This is a genomic window from Nitrospirillum bahiense, from assembly GCF_007828025.1.
GTDB classification, from domain to species: Bacteria; Pseudomonadota; Alphaproteobacteria; order Azospirillales; family Azospirillaceae; genus Nitrospirillum; species Nitrospirillum amazonense.
Genome location: NZ_VITO01000008.1, coordinates 199,123 through 213,048, shown reverse-complemented (window position 1 = coordinate 213,048; position 13,926 = coordinate 199,123). Strand labels below are relative to the sequence as shown.

The window sequence follows — 13,926 nt, the reverse complement described above, 5'->3', positions numbered from 1 at the left end:
CAGGGAACACCCCGACCATGAAATTCACCGATCTATTCATCAAACGGCCTGTGCTGGCGCTGGTAGTCAGCCTGCTGATCCTGCTGCTGGGCCTGCGGTCGCTGTCGACCCTGCCCATCCGGCAGTATCCCAAGCTGTCGTCCACCACCATCAGCATCACCACCGTCTATCCCGGCGCCACGGCCGACCTGATGCAGGGGTTCATCACCACCCCCATCGAACAGGCGGTCGCCAGCGCCGACGGCATCGACTACATGACCAGCAACTCCGTCCAGGGGCAAAGCACGGTCACGGTCTACGTCAAGCTGAACTATGATCCCAGCCAAGCCATGACCGACGTCATCGCCAAGGTGCAGCAGGTCAAGTACCTGATCCCGAAAGAGGCGAACGACCCGGTCATCACCAAGTCGACGGGTGACACCACGGCGGTGATGTACCTGAGCTTCGCGTCCAAGGAGCTGCCGGGCTCGGCCATCTCCGACTATCTCACCCGCGTGGTGCAGCCGCTGATCGCCACGGTCGACGGCGTCGCCTCGGCCGACATCCTGGGCGGCCAGACCTTCGCCATGCGTCTGTGGCTGGATCCGGCCCGCATGGCGGCGCGCGGCGTCTCCGCCGACGACGTGGCCAACGCCTTGCGCAACAACAACGTGCAGTCCGCTCCAGGCCAGGTGAAGGGCCTGTTCACCGTGTCCAACGTCACCGCCGACACCGACCTGACCAGCGTGGAGGATTTCCGCCGCATGGTGGTGAAGGCGTCGGGCGGGGCGGTGGTCCGGCTGGAGGACGTCGCCTCCATCTCGCTGGGCGCCCAGAACACCAACAGCGCCGTCATGTTCAGCGGCCTGAACGCCGTGTTCATCGGCGTGCAGGTGACGCCCACGGGCAATCCGCTGCAGATGGTGCAGAACGTGCGCGAGAAGATCCTGCCGGAGATTCAGCGCAACCTGCCGCCCGCCATCGAGATGAAGGTGGCCTACGATGCCACCAACTTCATCAACGCCTCGATCAGCGAGGTGGAGCACACGCTGATCGAAGCCATCGCCATCGTCATCGTCATCATCTTCCTGTTCCTCGGATCCCTGCGATCGGTGCTGATCCCCGTGGTCACCATCCCGCTGTCGCTGATCGGCGCCTTCACCCTGATGCTGGCGGCGGGGTTCAGCCTGAACCTGCTGACCCTGCTGGCCATGGTGCTGGCCATCGGCCTGGTGGTCGACGACGCCATCGTGGTGGTGGAGAACGTCTACCGCCACCTGGAGGAGGGCAAGACACCGGTGCAGGCAGCCCTGGTCGGCGCCCGCGAGATCGCCGGGCCCGTCATCGCCATGACCATCACCCTGGCGGCGGTCTACGCCCCCATCGGCCTGCTGGGCGGCGTCACCGGGGCCCTGTTCCGCGAATTCGCCTTCACCCTGGCGGGGGCGGTGGTCATTTCGGGTGTGGTGGCGCTGACCCTGTCACCCATGATGGCGTCGGTGCTGCTGCCCAAGGGCGGCGACCACACCGCGTTCTCGCGCTTCATCGACCGCGCCTTCAACGGCCTGGCCAACTTCTATGAGCGGCGGCTGACCCGGGCGCTGGACTATCGTCCCGTCATCCTGCTGTTCGCCGTGGTCGTGCTGGCCAGCATCCCCTACCTGTACCTGCACGGCCGGTCGGAACTGGCCCCGGAAGAGGACCAGGGCATCCTGTTCAGCGTGTTCAAGGGCCCGCAATACGCCAACATCGACTACACCCAGCACTATGCGCAGCAGCTGGACGCCGCCGGCGGCACCCTGCCCGAAGGGCGGGAGCGCTTCCTGATCAGCGGCACCACCGGCACCAGCCAGGGCATCGCCGGCGTGCTGCTGAAGCCGTGGGGGGAGCGTGACCGGCCCATCCAGCAGTCGCTGGCGGCGCTGCAGGCGGCCTTCAACCAGGTGCCCGGCGAAAAGGCCCTGGTGTTCAACCTGCCACCCCTGCCCGGCACCACCGGCGGCCTGCCGGTGCAGATGGTGCTGAACGGCACCCAGGGCTTCCCCGCCCTCTATGAGGCGATGGACAAGATCAAAGCCGCCGCCGTCGCCAGCCACAAGTTCCTGGTGGTGGACAGCGACCTTGACTACAACACCCCCGTGGTGCGCATCCACATCGACCGGTCCAAGGCCAACGAGATGGGCGTCACCATGGCCAGCATCGGCGATACCCTGGCCCTGATGGTGGGTGAGAACTACGTCAACCGCTTCAATCTGCAGGGCCGGTCGTACGAGGTCATCCCCCAGGTGCCGCGCATCGACCGCCTGACGCCGGACAAGCTGACGCGCTTCTACGTCACCTCCGTCACCGGCGACCAGGTGCCGCTGTCCACCTTCCTGCGCCTGGAAGAGGGCACCGATCCCAACGCGCTGACCCACTACAACCAGATGAACTCCGCCACCTTCCAGGCCGTGCCCATGCCGGGCGTGTCCATGGGCGAGGCGGTGGCCTTCCTGGAAGACCAGGTGAAGCAGCTGCCGGCCGGCTACAGCCACAGCTATCTCAGCCAGACCCGGCAGTTCGTCGAGGAAGGCAACCAGCTGGCCATGACCTTCGGCTTCGCGCTGATCGTCATCTTCCTGGTGCTAGCGGCGCAGTTCGAAAGCCTGCGCGACCCGCTGGTCATCATGGTCAGCGTGCCCATGTCCATCTGCGGCGCGCTGATCCCGCTGTTCATCGGCATCACCTCGATCAACATCTACACCCAGGTGGGCTTGGTGACCCTGATCGGCCTGATCTCCAAGCACGGCATCCTGCTGGTGGAATTCGCCAACGAGATGCAGGTGAAGGAAGGCTTGGGCCGGCGGGAAGCCATCCTGCACGCCGCCCGCGTGCGCCTGCGCCCCATCCTGATGACCACCGCCGCCATGGTGGTGGGCCTGCTGCCGCTGCTGATCGCGTCGGGCGCCGGTGCCGCCAGCCGCTTCTCCATCGGCTTGGTGGTGGTGACCGGCATGTCCATCGGCACGCTGTTCACCCTGTTCGTCCTGCCGGCGGTCTATACCCTGCTGGCCAAGGATCACAAGGCGGCCGCCAGTTCACGCCGCCTGCGGGAGATCGCCGAGGTCGCCTGACGGCGCTTCAGCGGTGCTGGGTATGGAAAACGGCCGGGGGTGTTCCCCGGCCGTTTTCTTTTGGGGGCGCAGCGCCCTGGCCAAAGGTGAGCCCCCTTTTGCACCGGGCTGCTCGCGTTGACACCGGAACAAAAGCGGAACATTATCGGGGGTGGGGGAACGGCGCGCCGCGCTGGCCGGCGGCCCCGTCGCGGTGGGACCGCATGAGCCAGCGCCCTGAAAATCCTTGGTTCTGGTATCGGCGGAGGCCTGCCGTGGTGCGCGTGTTCATGTCTTATTCCCACGTCGACGAAGCCCTGCGCGACCGGCTGGAGGTGCACCTGGCACCCCTGAAGCGCCAGGGCGTGGCCCTGTGGCACGACCGGCGCCTGCTGGCCGGCGACGCGCTGGAGGACGGCATCGGTGCGGCCCTGGCCGAGGCCGACGTGGTGCTGCTACTGGTCAGTCCGGATTTCCTGGCATCCCCCGCCTGCCATGATGGGGAGATGCAGCACGCGGTGGACCGCCACCGCACGGGGCGCGCGCGGGTGATTCCCGTCATCCTGCGGGCCTGCGACTGGCTGTCCACGCCGCTGCGCCACCTGCTGGCGGTGCCGCGCGACGGTCGGCCGGTCACGCTTTGGCCCGACCAGGACCAAGCCCTGCACGAGGTGGCCGTGGCCATCCGCCGCGCGGTGCTGGAGCGCACGCCGCTGGCCAGCTGACCCGCCGCCCCTCGGGCCTTACTTCCTGGGGGAGGCGCCGCCGGTCAGCACGACCGGCGTCCAGCCCCGGGCACGATCGTTGTCGCGCAGGCGCACGGCCGGCACACCATCGCCGGCACGATCCAAATCGACAATTTCTCGCAATCTGCGAGCCAAAATGGGATCGCCGGCGGCGTCCAGCTCATCGGCCGCGCGTTCCAGTTTGCGGCGGATTTCCTCAGCATCGTAGTAGATGATGTCTTCCATGGCGGCACCCGTGACCTTGTACACATGCCATTAACGCAAAGTCCGTGCCGAACCCGCCCTAACCCTTGGGATGCGACATCAAGCGACTGTCGCACTATGCACCCGGACGTGGTAGGCAAAGCCGTTCGCGAACGCTTCCAAGATCTTGGCCCCAGGAAATCCCCAACGATGTCCCCCGTCCTGGTCACCGGCAGCGCCGGGTTCATCGGCAACCACGTGGCGCTGGCCCTGTTGCAACGGGGCGTGGCGGTGGTGGGCCTGGACAACCTGACCCCCTATTACGACGTGGCCCTGAAGGAGGCGCGGCTGGCCCGCCTGCGCCCCTTCCCCGGCTTCACCGAGGCGCGCATCGATCTGGCGGACCGGGCCGCCGTGGCGGCGCTGTTCGACACCCACCGCTTCGGCCGGGTGGTGCACCTGGCGGCCCAGGCCGGCGTGCGGTATAGCCTGGAGCATCCGGCCGCCTACGTGGACAGCAACCTGGTGGGCTTCGCCAATGTGCTGGAGGGATGCCGGGCGGTCGCCTGCGCCCACCTGGTCTACGCCTCCACCAGTTCGGTCTATGGCGCCAGCACCGCCATGCCCTTCAGCCCGCACGGGGGGGCTAATCATCCCATGACGCTCTACGCCGCCACCAAGCGCGCCAATGAGTTGATGGCCCACTCCTACAGCCACCTGTTCCGCATCCCCGTGACCGGCCTGCGGCTGTTCACCGTCTATGGCCCCTGGGGCCGGCCGGACATGGCGCTGTACAAGTTCGCGCAGGCCATCGTCGAGGGCCGGCCCATCGAGGTTTACGGCGAGGGGCGCATGCGGCGCGACTTCACCTACATCGATGATGTGGTGTCGGCCATCCTGACCCTGCTGGACCGTCCGCCGGCCATCGACGCCGCCTGGACCGGCGCCCAGCCTGATCCCGCCAGCAGCGGCGTGGCCCCCTATCGCCTGTACAACGTCGGCAGCGACCGCCCGGTGGAGTTGATGCGCTATGTCCGCCTGCTGGAGGAAAAGCTGGGCATGACAGCGGACATCCGCCTGTTGCCCATCCAGCCCGGCGACGTGCCCGCCACCTGGGCGGACATCGACGACCTGGCCCGCGATATCGGCTATGCCCCCGCCACGCCGGTGGAAGAGGGCGTGGCGCGGTTCGTGGACTGGTTCCGCGCCTATCGCGCCGGCGGGAAGCCGGCTTGAACCTTCAGGCGACCTCGACCGGGTTCAGCACCATGGACGTGCGCTCAGCCACGACGTTGATCCTGGACAGATAGTTCTGGAAGTGGGCGGTCGCACGGTGGGCGGCGATGGCGTCGTTGTCCACATACAGCTCATCCAGCACGAAGCGGTTGGGCTCGGCCTGGTCCTGCCAGATGTCCCAGCGCAAATTGCCAGGCTCGGCCCGGGAGGGCGCCACCATGCCGGCCAACAGGGCCTTCAGCTCGTCCAGCTTGCCCGGCCGGGCGATGAGGATGGCGGTGATCTTTACGGTGTGGGTCATGGGGCTCGGTTCCTTTTGAGGAGAGGCGGCGGGACCGGGAAGGCCCCGCCGTGGGGTCCGTCTTTATGCCGCGACGGCGCGGTCCAGAGCCTGGACCAGGGCGGCCGCGAGCGGGCGGTCGGATCCGGGGTTCTGGCCGGTGATGAGTTCACGGTCGACGATCACATGGGGCTGGAAGTTCACCGGGGTGGTGATGACCTCGCCACCCGCCGTCTGCAGCGCATCGGCCACGTTGAAGTACAGCTTGGCGTGCAGGACGTTCTCCTCGACCACCTTCTCCTCGGTGTTGGAGAAGACGGTCATCTTGTACCCGGCATACTGCCAGCCTTCAGCCCATTTCTTGGCAAGGTCGGCATCACCGGCGATCAGGGCGGCGCGGAACTCGCGGGCATGGGCCAGGGCGGCGGTCACGGCGATGGGGCCATGGCACAGCAGGGCCGTGGGTTTGGCCCGCGCATGGAAGTGGCGCAGGATGGCACCCAGGTCGGCATCCTGCATCAGATCGACCCCAGGCGCCTGGCCGCCGGGCACGAACACGCCGGCGTAACGGTCCAGCCCTTCCGCCACCACGGCGCGCAGGGTGCGCACCTGGTTCATCGCGGGATCGTTGGCGTAGAAGGTCCGGGCGCGCTGGTAGGCGACCTCATCCCCGCCGAAATGCTTCGCGCTGTCCGAATTCGGGTCGATGGTCGGCTTGGTGCCACTGGGCGTGGCCAGGACCACGTCGTAGCCGGCTTCGATCAGGGCCAGGACCGGCACGACGGTCTCATTCAGATATTGGCCGGTGGCGCCCCAGCCGCCGCCCTGGATTTCGATCCGCGTGGCGTTGGAGCCAACCACAAGCACGGTGCCTTTGCTCATTTCATCCTCCGTTGGACTGGGTCCGTTTGATCAGGGTCGCGTCATTCGCGATGGCCCAACCATGCGCCGGCATGACATATTCCAGAACTTTATTTCTGTTATTTTAGACATTCACATGACATTATAACTGATGCGCTACGACCTGAACCTGCTGCCGGTCTTCGTCACCCTGATGGAAGAGCGGAACGTGACCCGGGCCGCAGCGCGGCTGGGCATGACGCAGCCAGCGCTGTCCAACGCGCTGGCGCGCCTGCGCCTGGTGCTGCACGACCCGCTGTTTGTGCGTGAACGCTATGGCATCCAGCCCACGCCGGTGGCCCTGGACCTTGCCCCGGTGATCGCGGAGGCGCTGGCCAAGATCGATGACGCCATCCTGGGCCAGCAGGAGTTCGATCCCGCGAAGGCGGACCGCCTGCTGACCATCGCGCCCAACAGCTATGTCGAGTTCGCCCTGATGCCCGCCGTCGTCGCCCGGCTGCGCGACGTGGCCCCGGGCATCAAGCTGCGCCTGGTCCCCTACGGCAACGACCTGGCCGACACGGGCGTCATTTCCGGTACCACGGCCATGGCGCTGGGGCGGCTGGTCGATCCGCCGGACAATCTGATCGTGCAGCACCTGATGGATGAGGGCCTGGCCTGTGTGGTGCGGGCCGACCATCCGGACGTAGGCGACACCCTGACCCGCGACCAGTATGAGCGCATGAAGCACGTGAACGTGCTGCCGCCGGGCCGCATGCGCGCCGGCCTGTTCCAGGCCCTGCAGCAGCGGGGTGTGAAACGCGAGGTGGCGGTATCCGTGACCCATTTCCTGGCGGTGCCGGAGATGATCGCCGTCACGGACTATTGCGCCACACTGCCCAGCCTGATCTGCCGCCGCCTGGCCCATGACCCGCGCCTGCGCATCCTGTCGGCGCCGGTGGACCTGGGCACCTTCCCGGTCGACATGGCCTGGCATGTGCGCTACCGCCACGACCCGGCCCACCGCTGGCTGCGGTCACTGATGACCGACGTGGCGCGGGAGCTTCAATCGGCCTCGGCCACCGTCGCCTTCCAGGACAGGTAGGACAGCACGGTCCATAGGCGGCCAGCGTGGTCATGGCGACCCGACAGGTGCTGCCGCCACAGGGCGGCCGCCACCGGCGCCTGGATCAAACTATCCTGTGGCGCCGTTTCCAGCAGGCCGGCCGCCCAGTCGCGCAAGGGGCCGCGCAGCCAGGCACCAAGGGGCGCGCCGAAGCCGGTCTTGGGCGCGGTGACGGCACCTCGCGGGATACGGTCGGCCAGCAGCCGGCGCAGCATCCACTTGCCCCGCCCATCGCGCAGGCGCTGGTGCAGCGGCAGGCGCAGGCCCCATTCCACCACGCGCGGGTCCAGTAGGGGGGCCCGCGCCTCCAGGCCGGCGGCCATGCTGGCGCGGTCCACCTTGACCAGCACGCCATCGGGCAGATAGCGGGCCAGGTCGCGCAGTTGCAGGCGCAGCGTCGGGTCGGCGCCCCCCGAGGGCGTAATGGGCGGCAAGGCCACGGGTGCGGCCGCGTCCAGCGCCAGGCCGGGACGCAGGATAGTGTCGGCCTTCATGCCCAGCATGGCGATGTAGGCCTGATCCTCGTCCGCCGCCGCCACGGCGCCCAGGAATTTGCCCACCTTGTCCGACGGCTGGCGCAGGTGGGGCTTCAGCAGGTGGGCGGCGCCGTCGATCCAGGCGTCAGGCACGGTGGCATCCAGGCGGGCCAGGCCGTGGCGCAGCCAAGCCGGCCGCCGCCGCCACCGGCCAACGGACTCCGCCCACAGATGGCGGGAATACCCGCCGAAGGCCTCATCCCCGCCATCACCGGACAGGGCCACCGTCACATGGCGGCGCGCCAGGCGGCACAGCAGCGCCGTGGGAATGGCGGAGATGTCGGCGAAGGGCTCGTCATACATGCCGGCCAGGTGGGGCACCAGGTCCACCGCGTCCCCGGCGTCCACCCGCAGGGTGGTATGGTCGGTACCCAGGGCCTTGGCCGTTGCCTCGGCCGCGGCGGACTCGTCGAACTCCGCCTCCCCAAACCCAATGGTGAAGCTGCGGATGGGGGTGGCGCTCTGCCCCTGCATCAGGGCCGCCACCAGGGCGCTGTCGATGCCGCCGGAGAGGAAGACGCCCAGCGGCACGTCCGACACCATGCGCCGGCGGACCGCGTCGGTCAGCAGGTCGCCGGTCAGGCGCAGGATCTCGGGATCCTCCAGCGTCAAGGGGGCCGCCAGGGCGCGGCGCGCGGCGTCCGTGACCGACCAATAGGCCCGCGTCTCGGCACTGCCATCGGCCGACACCGTCATGCAGGTGCCCGGCGGCAATTGGCGGATGCCGGTGAAGGCCGTACGCGGCGCCGGGATGAAGCCGTGGCGGAAATAGTCGGCCAGCGCCGCCTCGTCCGGCACGGCGTGATAGCCCAGCTCCGCCCTGACGGCTTTGAGCTCGGACGCGAACAGCAGCACGCCATTGCTGAGCGACCAGTAGAGCGGCTTTTCCCCCAGCCGGTCGCGCACCAGCATCAGCCGGCGCTCCTCCGCCAGCCACACGGCCAGGCCGAACATGCCGTTGCAGGCGGCCAGCGCGCGATTGACACCCCAGCGGGCGATGGCCTCCACCAGCACCTCGGTGTCGGACTGGCCGCGGAAGGCCACCCCCTCCCCCACCAGCTGCTGGCGCAGGTCCTGATAATTGTAGATCTCGCCATTGAAGGCGACGGTGACGCGGCCGTCTGCCGAGGTCATGGGCTGGTGGCCCAGGGGGGACAGGTCGATGATGGCAAGGCGGCGGTTGGCCAGCGCCACGCCGGCGGCGTCATCTTGCCAGACGCCCCGGTCATCGGGCCCACGATGGGCCAGACGGTCGATCATGATGCCCGCCTGGCGCGCCAGCCGGGTGCCGTCCGCCCCCCCGAATACCCAAAGCCCCGCGATGCCGCACATGGTTCCGCCCTGTGATTCCAGGAACCCCCGTAACGGGGATATCCAGGAATACAGGGCGTTACCGGTCAGCCGCCAGCGAATTGCGCCGGCCGCCACTCTTGCTTTGGGCAGTGCCCCTTAAGCCGCGCGCAGCGAGGCGATGGCCCTCGACACGCTGGCGCTCAGCGCCGACGTCTCCGTCCCCAGGACCTGCGAAGAGGACAGGACCTCATCACTGGAGCGGTGGGTGCTGTCGGCGATGGCCTGCAGGCCGGCCACGTTCTCCGCCACCACGGCGGTGCCTTGGGACGCCATCTGGACGTTGCGGGCGATCTCGCGGGTCGCGGCCTCCTGCTGTTCCACGGCGGCGGCGATGGCGGAGGAGATGGTGGTGATCTCATTCACCGTCTGCTGGATCGCGGCGATGGCGGCGACCGCCTCACGCGTCGCGCCCTGCATGCTGGTGATCTGGCCGCCGATCTCCTCGGTCGCCTTCGCGGTCTGGGTCGCCAGGCTCTTGACCTCGCTGGCCACGACGGCGAAGCCCTTGCCCGCCTCACCGGCCCGCGCCGCCTCGATGGTGGCGTTCAGCGCCAGCAGGTTGGTCTGGCTGGCGATCTCGCTGATCAGGCGCACGACGGAACCGATGCGGTCGCCCTGGTTCTGCAGCCGTTCCATCTGCTGGGTGCTTTCCTCCACCCGGACGCGCGCGTTGGTGGCCATGGTGGCTGCACGGGTGACCTGGCCGCTGATTTCCCCGAAGGACACGGACAGTTCCTCCGCGGCGCTGGCCACGGCCTGCACGTTGCTGTTGGCCTCGGTCACGGCGCGGTCGACCACGGTGGTGCGTTCCTGGCCCACCTGGGCCTGGTCGCTGAGGCCCCGGGCGTTGCCGGCCAGTTGCTGCACGGCGGCGTTCAGGCGTTCCACCAGGCTGTGGACGGAGCTTTCCAGGCTGTCGGCGATACGCAGCGACGCCTGGCGCTTCTCACCCTCCGCCCGCTTCTCCGCCTCGGCCTGTTCCCGCGTCAGGCGATCGCGGTCGGCCAGGTTGGCGCGAAAGACGGCCAGCGCGCCGACGATGGCGCCCAGTTCGTCCTTGCGGGCCAGCGCCTCGATGTTCACGGCGGTGTTGCCGGCGGCCAGGGCCTCGGTGGCGCTGGAGATGCGGTCGATGGACCCCTTCAGCATGCGCACGATGACGAAGGTGATGGCGGCCACGCCCAGCACCACGATCAGCACGATGATGGTGGACAGGGTTTGGGTGGCGGTGGCGCTGGCGTCCATGTCCTTGATGGCGGTAGCGGCGGTGGTCCGCTCATGCGCGGCGGCGGCATTCAGGCGGTCCTGCACGCCCTGCAGGCTGGCGCGCAGCGGTTCCAGGAAGGACACCGCGGACTGGGCGTCGATGCCCAGCATGTCCTTCACGAAGCCCACCGGCTGGCCCAGCTTGTCGATGTCCTGGCCCACGGTGGCGAGCTCTGCCTTGGTCTTGCCATCGGGCAGGCGGTCCTTGGCGCGTTCCACCGCCTCCTTCGCCTTGCCCATGCGCTGGACCACGCCGTCCAACATGGCGACGGAGGCCTTGGCGTCGCCGCCGGCGGTGGCGGCGGCTAGGGCGTAATAGAGATCCTTGGCGGCGCCGTTCAGCTCGCTGGACGCGCTCAGCAGTTCGGCCGTGGCAACGAACCGCACCTCGCCCACCTCGCGCGCGGTGCCGGTGATGCCGCCCACCACCTGGTGCGAGGCGACCGCCATCGCCACCAGGGCCACCAGTCCGATGGCGGGGGCCGCGAACAGCTTCAACGCCATGGGAAGATCATCGAACCGCATCACCATTGTCCTTCCACCAATCTTGGCCACCAGTCTTGGGCCGGGCTTGCGCCCGTGGTTCTTCAATTCCTGTGGGATGGCTACCCGGCGATGATGGCGGGATGGACGGCCCAACCCAGCCGCCCACCCCACCATCCCGGGAAACCTCCCGGGTCCTACTTCTCGGTGACCATCATCTTGAAGTTCGGGTCGAACTCGACCCCGGCGGCGCTTGCCGCCGCCTTGCTGACGTAGATGGTGACCTTGGGCGCCGTCTCGACGGCGATGACGCAGCCGCCGGCATCGACGCAGGCGACATCGTTGCCCACGGTGACGGTGCCCTTGGCCAAGGCCTTCTTGCCCTCGGCGGCCGAGGAGACGAACACGGCGTAGGCGCCGGGGGCGGCGTCACCGGCGGCCACGGCGGCACCCGGCAGGGCCGCCTGCACCGCCGCCACGGGGGCGGCGCCGGCGGTCACCACCACCTTGGCGCCGGCGGGCGCCTTGGTGGTCAGGAAGCCCAGGGCCTTGGCGGCGATGGTCACCTGCTTGGCGTCCATCTCCGCAGCCCGCGCCACGCCGGACGCCGACAGGGCAACGGCCAGCGCGGCGGTCTTCAGGATTATGCTGTTCATTGGACTTCCCCCCTTAGAACTTGTACGTGGCCGTGCCCCAGACACGCCGTTCGGCCTTGGGGGCCACGGACAGCTGGGTGTGGTCCTGCAGCAGGTTGCTGCCCGCCAGCGTCAGGGAGAAATCGTCGCTGACCTTGTAGGAGACGGCGGCCTGGGCGGTCAGGCCCTGGCTGACGGTATAAAGGCCGGGGCCCTTGGCCGTCTGGTAGTACGCCTGGTAATCGGACTTCCAATACAGGAACAGGTCCGTGGTCCAGCGGCCGAAGTCATAGCCGATGTTGCCCTTCACCGTGTTCTTCGGCGTGGACAGCTGGTAGTTCACCGGCACTGTCCCCGGCTTGAAGGTGAAGCTGTCGATGGGGTTCAGCCACGTCCACGACGCCGACCAACGCATGCCGTCGAGCTTGCCGTGCAGTTCGGCCTCGGTGCCCCATTCCTTGCTGTTGCCGAAATTCTCGCCCAACAAGATGGTGGGGTAGCCGTTGATGAAATGGATGGAGCTGAAGGCGATGGACTTGTAGTCCTCGGTCTTTTGATACAGGGCGGAAACCTTGGCGGCGCCGTTGATGGCGGAAATGGCTCGCTGGTAACCCAGTTCGTAATTCGTCACCACGGTCGGGTTGACATAAGGATTGCCCGTAACCTGGACCGAGCCGGGTGCCTGCTTGCTGACCGTGTTGTTGCCCAGTTCAATCAGGGTAGGGGACTGGATGCCCCGGCCGGCCGTGGCCGTGATGGTATCGTCGGCCGACGGATGCCAAACGACACCGGCGTTGTAGGAGAAGGTGTTGAAGGCACGGTTGTCGTAGTCGGCGCTGGTGAAGGGCACCGGTGCGAACCCGCTGCGGTTCAGCCAGGTGTGGTCCCAGCGACCGGCCAAGGTCAGGCTGAGGGTGTCGGACGCCTGCCAATTGTACATGTTGGACAGGGCGAAGTCCTGATAGCCGGTTGTGGCGCCCTTGCCCGGGGAGCTGTCGATGCTGTTGTCGCGGTATTCCAGGCCGACGCGGGTGGTCAGCGTAGGCGTCAGCTTCACCAGGTCCTGCACCTGCACCACGGTGGTGTCAGTATCGGATGCCACGGAGGTGATGGCGCCGTTATTCAACAGGTTCAGATGGTAGTCCAAGTGGTTGCTGTAGGCGGTGGCATCGACAAGGCCCCAGTCTGTATTGGCCTTCACCGTGCCCTTGAAGGAGCGGGTCTGGTACTGGCCCTGCGTGGGGCCTTGCAGCGCGGTCATGCCGAATTCGTCGGCACGGCTCCAGGTGCCTTCGAAGCCGGCCTGCACATCGGGGGTGATCTGGGCCAAGCTGTCCATGGAGGCGGCGCGGCGCATGGAGCCGTTGCCGCGCAGGCCCTGGATCAGCTTGTCGGACGCGGTGCCGTACTCATCCATGTTCCAGCCGCCGGCGGAGAAGCGGACGCCGACCTTGTCGCCCAGCTTCACGCTCTTGACCGCGTCGAATTCCTTCTGGCCCTGGCTGCCGACGGTCACCTGGGCGGCGCCGACATCGTCATACAGGGGGTTGTAGGTGATGATGTTGACCACGCCGGACACGGCGTTGAAGCCGAACAGGGCGGCCTGCGGGCCCTTCACCACCTCGATCTGGCGGATTTCGGGCAGTTGCACCGGGATGGCGGACCAGATGGTGACGCCGTAATGGTCCAGGTAGACCTGGCGGCCGTTCACCAGCACCAGCAGGCGCGGGTTGTTGCCCTGGTTGTAGCCGTCCACGCCCACGTCGGCGCCGCTGACACCCCAGGACAGCACGTCCACGCCCGCCACCCGGTTCAGGATGTCGGGAATGGTGCGGGCGCCGGAATGGGCGATCTCTTCCGCGGTGATGATGGTCATGGGCGCCGGCGCCTCGCTGGCACGCTGCGGCTGACCGGTGGCGGAGGTCGTCACCGCCTCACCGAACAGGTCTTCCAACGATCCGTAGTTCATGGACTGGGCCTGCACACCGGACGCGATAGCGACACCCAACAGCGTCAGCACTAGCCGGGACGGCGAACGCGCCAATTTGGACTTCAAACGCATGGTGTTTTTCATTCTTTAACCCCAACTCACCCGAGATAAGACCAAGACGGATTGTTTCGGGTTAACTGGTTCACATGACAACCTGAGCAATATATTCTTTTGGATATTC

Annotated in this window: 11 protein-coding genes; 4 read left to right on the top strand and 7 right to left on the bottom strand. The window is 67.5% G+C overall.

The window, feature by feature from the left end; translation table 11 throughout:
- Positions 1 to 17 precede the first annotated feature (17 nt).
- Together FBZ88_RS13975 and FBZ88_RS13970 are read left to right on the top strand one after the other, a co-directional pair.
- Positions 18 to 3,092, top strand: a complete 3,075-nt coding sequence (locus FBZ88_RS13975; protein ID WP_145617627.1) for a multidrug efflux RND transporter permease subunit — start codon at positions 18 to 20, stop codon at positions 3,090 to 3,092.
- A 269-nt stretch (positions 3,093 to 3,361) separates the two neighbouring features.
- Positions 3,362 to 3,796 (top strand): toll/interleukin-1 receptor domain-containing protein, encoded by a 435-nt coding sequence (locus FBZ88_RS13970; RefSeq protein ID WP_186464396.1) that lies wholly within the window; start codon positions 3,362 to 3,364, stop codon positions 3,794 to 3,796.
- A gap of 18 nt (positions 3,797 to 3,814) precedes the next feature.
- Here the strand turns inward: FBZ88_RS13970 and FBZ88_RS13965 are convergent, their stop codons facing one another.
- Positions 3,815 to 4,042 (bottom strand): hypothetical protein, encoded by a 228-nt coding sequence (locus FBZ88_RS13965; protein WP_145617624.1) that lies wholly within the window; start codon positions 4,040 to 4,042, stop codon positions 3,815 to 3,817.
- A 168-nt stretch (positions 4,043 to 4,210) separates the two neighbouring features.
- Between FBZ88_RS13965 and FBZ88_RS13960 the strand changes: the two genes are divergently transcribed.
- Complete coding sequence (locus tag FBZ88_RS13960) at positions 4,211 to 5,236, top strand: NAD-dependent epimerase (RefSeq protein ID WP_145617623.1); 1,026 nt, start codon at positions 4,211 to 4,213, stop codon at positions 5,234 to 5,236.
- A gap of 4 nt (positions 5,237 to 5,240) precedes the next feature.
- On the opposite strand, the gene FBZ88_RS13955 is transcribed toward FBZ88_RS13960, so the two are convergent.
- A complete protein-coding gene (locus tag FBZ88_RS13955; RefSeq protein ID WP_145617622.1) occupies positions 5,241 to 5,537 on the bottom strand; it encodes a putative quinol monooxygenase in 297 nt (98 codons plus the stop codon).
- 63 nt (positions 5,538 to 5,600) lie between these two features.
- A complete protein-coding gene (locus FBZ88_RS13950; RefSeq protein WP_145617620.1) occupies positions 5,601 to 6,398 on the bottom strand; it encodes a type 1 glutamine amidotransferase domain-containing protein in 798 nt (265 codons plus the stop codon).
- 130 nt (positions 6,399 to 6,528) lie between these two features.
- On the opposite strand from FBZ88_RS13950, the gene FBZ88_RS13945 reads away from it, so the two are divergent.
- Complete coding sequence (locus tag FBZ88_RS13945) at positions 6,529 to 7,461, top strand: LysR family transcriptional regulator (RefSeq protein ID WP_145617619.1); 933 nt, start codon at positions 6,529 to 6,531, stop codon at positions 7,459 to 7,461.
- Here the strand turns inward: FBZ88_RS13945 and asnB are convergent.
- The 4 genes from asnB to FBZ88_RS13925 form a co-directional block, all read right to left on the bottom strand.
- Entirely contained in the window at positions 7,422 to 9,350 is a 1,929-nt protein-coding gene (gene asnB / locus FBZ88_RS13940; RefSeq protein WP_145617618.1) for an asparagine synthase (glutamine-hydrolyzing), read from the bottom strand. The two genes, FBZ88_RS13945 and asnB, sit on opposite strands and share 40 nt — an antisense overlap.
- Positions 9,351 to 9,467: 117 nt before the next feature.
- Positions 9,468 to 11,162, bottom strand: a complete 1,695-nt coding sequence (locus tag FBZ88_RS13935) for a methyl-accepting chemotaxis protein (RefSeq protein WP_186464395.1) — start codon at positions 11,160 to 11,162, stop codon at positions 9,468 to 9,470.
- Positions 11,163 to 11,317: 155 nt separating this feature from the next.
- Entirely contained in the window at positions 11,318 to 11,776 is a 459-nt protein-coding gene (locus FBZ88_RS13930) for a hypothetical protein (protein ID WP_145617615.1), read from the bottom strand.
- A 13-nt stretch (positions 11,777 to 11,789) separates the two neighbouring features.
- Positions 11,790 to 13,817 carry a TonB-dependent receptor plug domain-containing protein gene (locus FBZ88_RS13925; RefSeq protein ID WP_246138656.1) on the bottom strand — a complete coding sequence of 676 codons (2,028 nt, stop codon included), beginning with the start codon at positions 13,815 to 13,817 and terminating at the stop codon, positions 11,790 to 11,792.
- Positions 13,818 to 13,926 lie beyond the last annotated feature (109 nt).

Coding starts and splice junctions, on each gene's coding strand:
- FBZ88_RS13970 (WP_186464396.1), top strand. CDS start 3,362: ATGTCTTATTCCCACGTCGACGAAGCCCTGCGCGACCGGCTGGAGGTG.
- FBZ88_RS13950 (WP_145617620.1), bottom strand. CDS start 6,398: ATGAGCAAAGGCACCGTGCTTGTGGTTGGCTCCAACGCCACGCGGATC.
- FBZ88_RS13935 (WP_186464395.1), bottom strand. CDS start 11,162: ATGCGGTTCGATGATCTTCCCATGGCGTTGAAGCTGTTCGCGGCCCCC.
- FBZ88_RS13975 (WP_145617627.1), top strand. CDS start 18: ATGAAATTCACCGATCTATTCATCAAACGGCCTGTGCTGGCGCTGGTA.
- asnB (WP_145617618.1), bottom strand. CDS start 9,350: ATGTGCGGCATCGCGGGGCTTTGGGTATTCGGGGGGGCGGACGGCACC.
- FBZ88_RS13965 (WP_145617624.1), bottom strand. CDS start 4,042: ATGGAAGACATCATCTACTACGATGCTGAGGAAATCCGCCGCAAACTG.
- FBZ88_RS13930 (WP_145617615.1), bottom strand. CDS start 11,776: ATGAACAGCATAATCCTGAAGACCGCCGCGCTGGCCGTTGCCCTGTCG.
- FBZ88_RS13955 (WP_145617622.1), bottom strand. CDS start 5,537: ATGACCCACACCGTAAAGATCACCGCCATCCTCATCGCCCGGCCGGGC.
- FBZ88_RS13925 (WP_246138656.1), bottom strand. CDS start 13,817: ATGCGTTTGAAGTCCAAATTGGCGCGTTCGCCGTCCCGGCTAGTGCTG.
- FBZ88_RS13945 (WP_145617619.1), top strand. CDS start 6,529: ATGCGCTACGACCTGAACCTGCTGCCGGTCTTCGTCACCCTGATGGAA.
- FBZ88_RS13960 (WP_145617623.1), top strand. CDS start 4,211: ATGTCCCCCGTCCTGGTCACCGGCAGCGCCGGGTTCATCGGCAACCAC.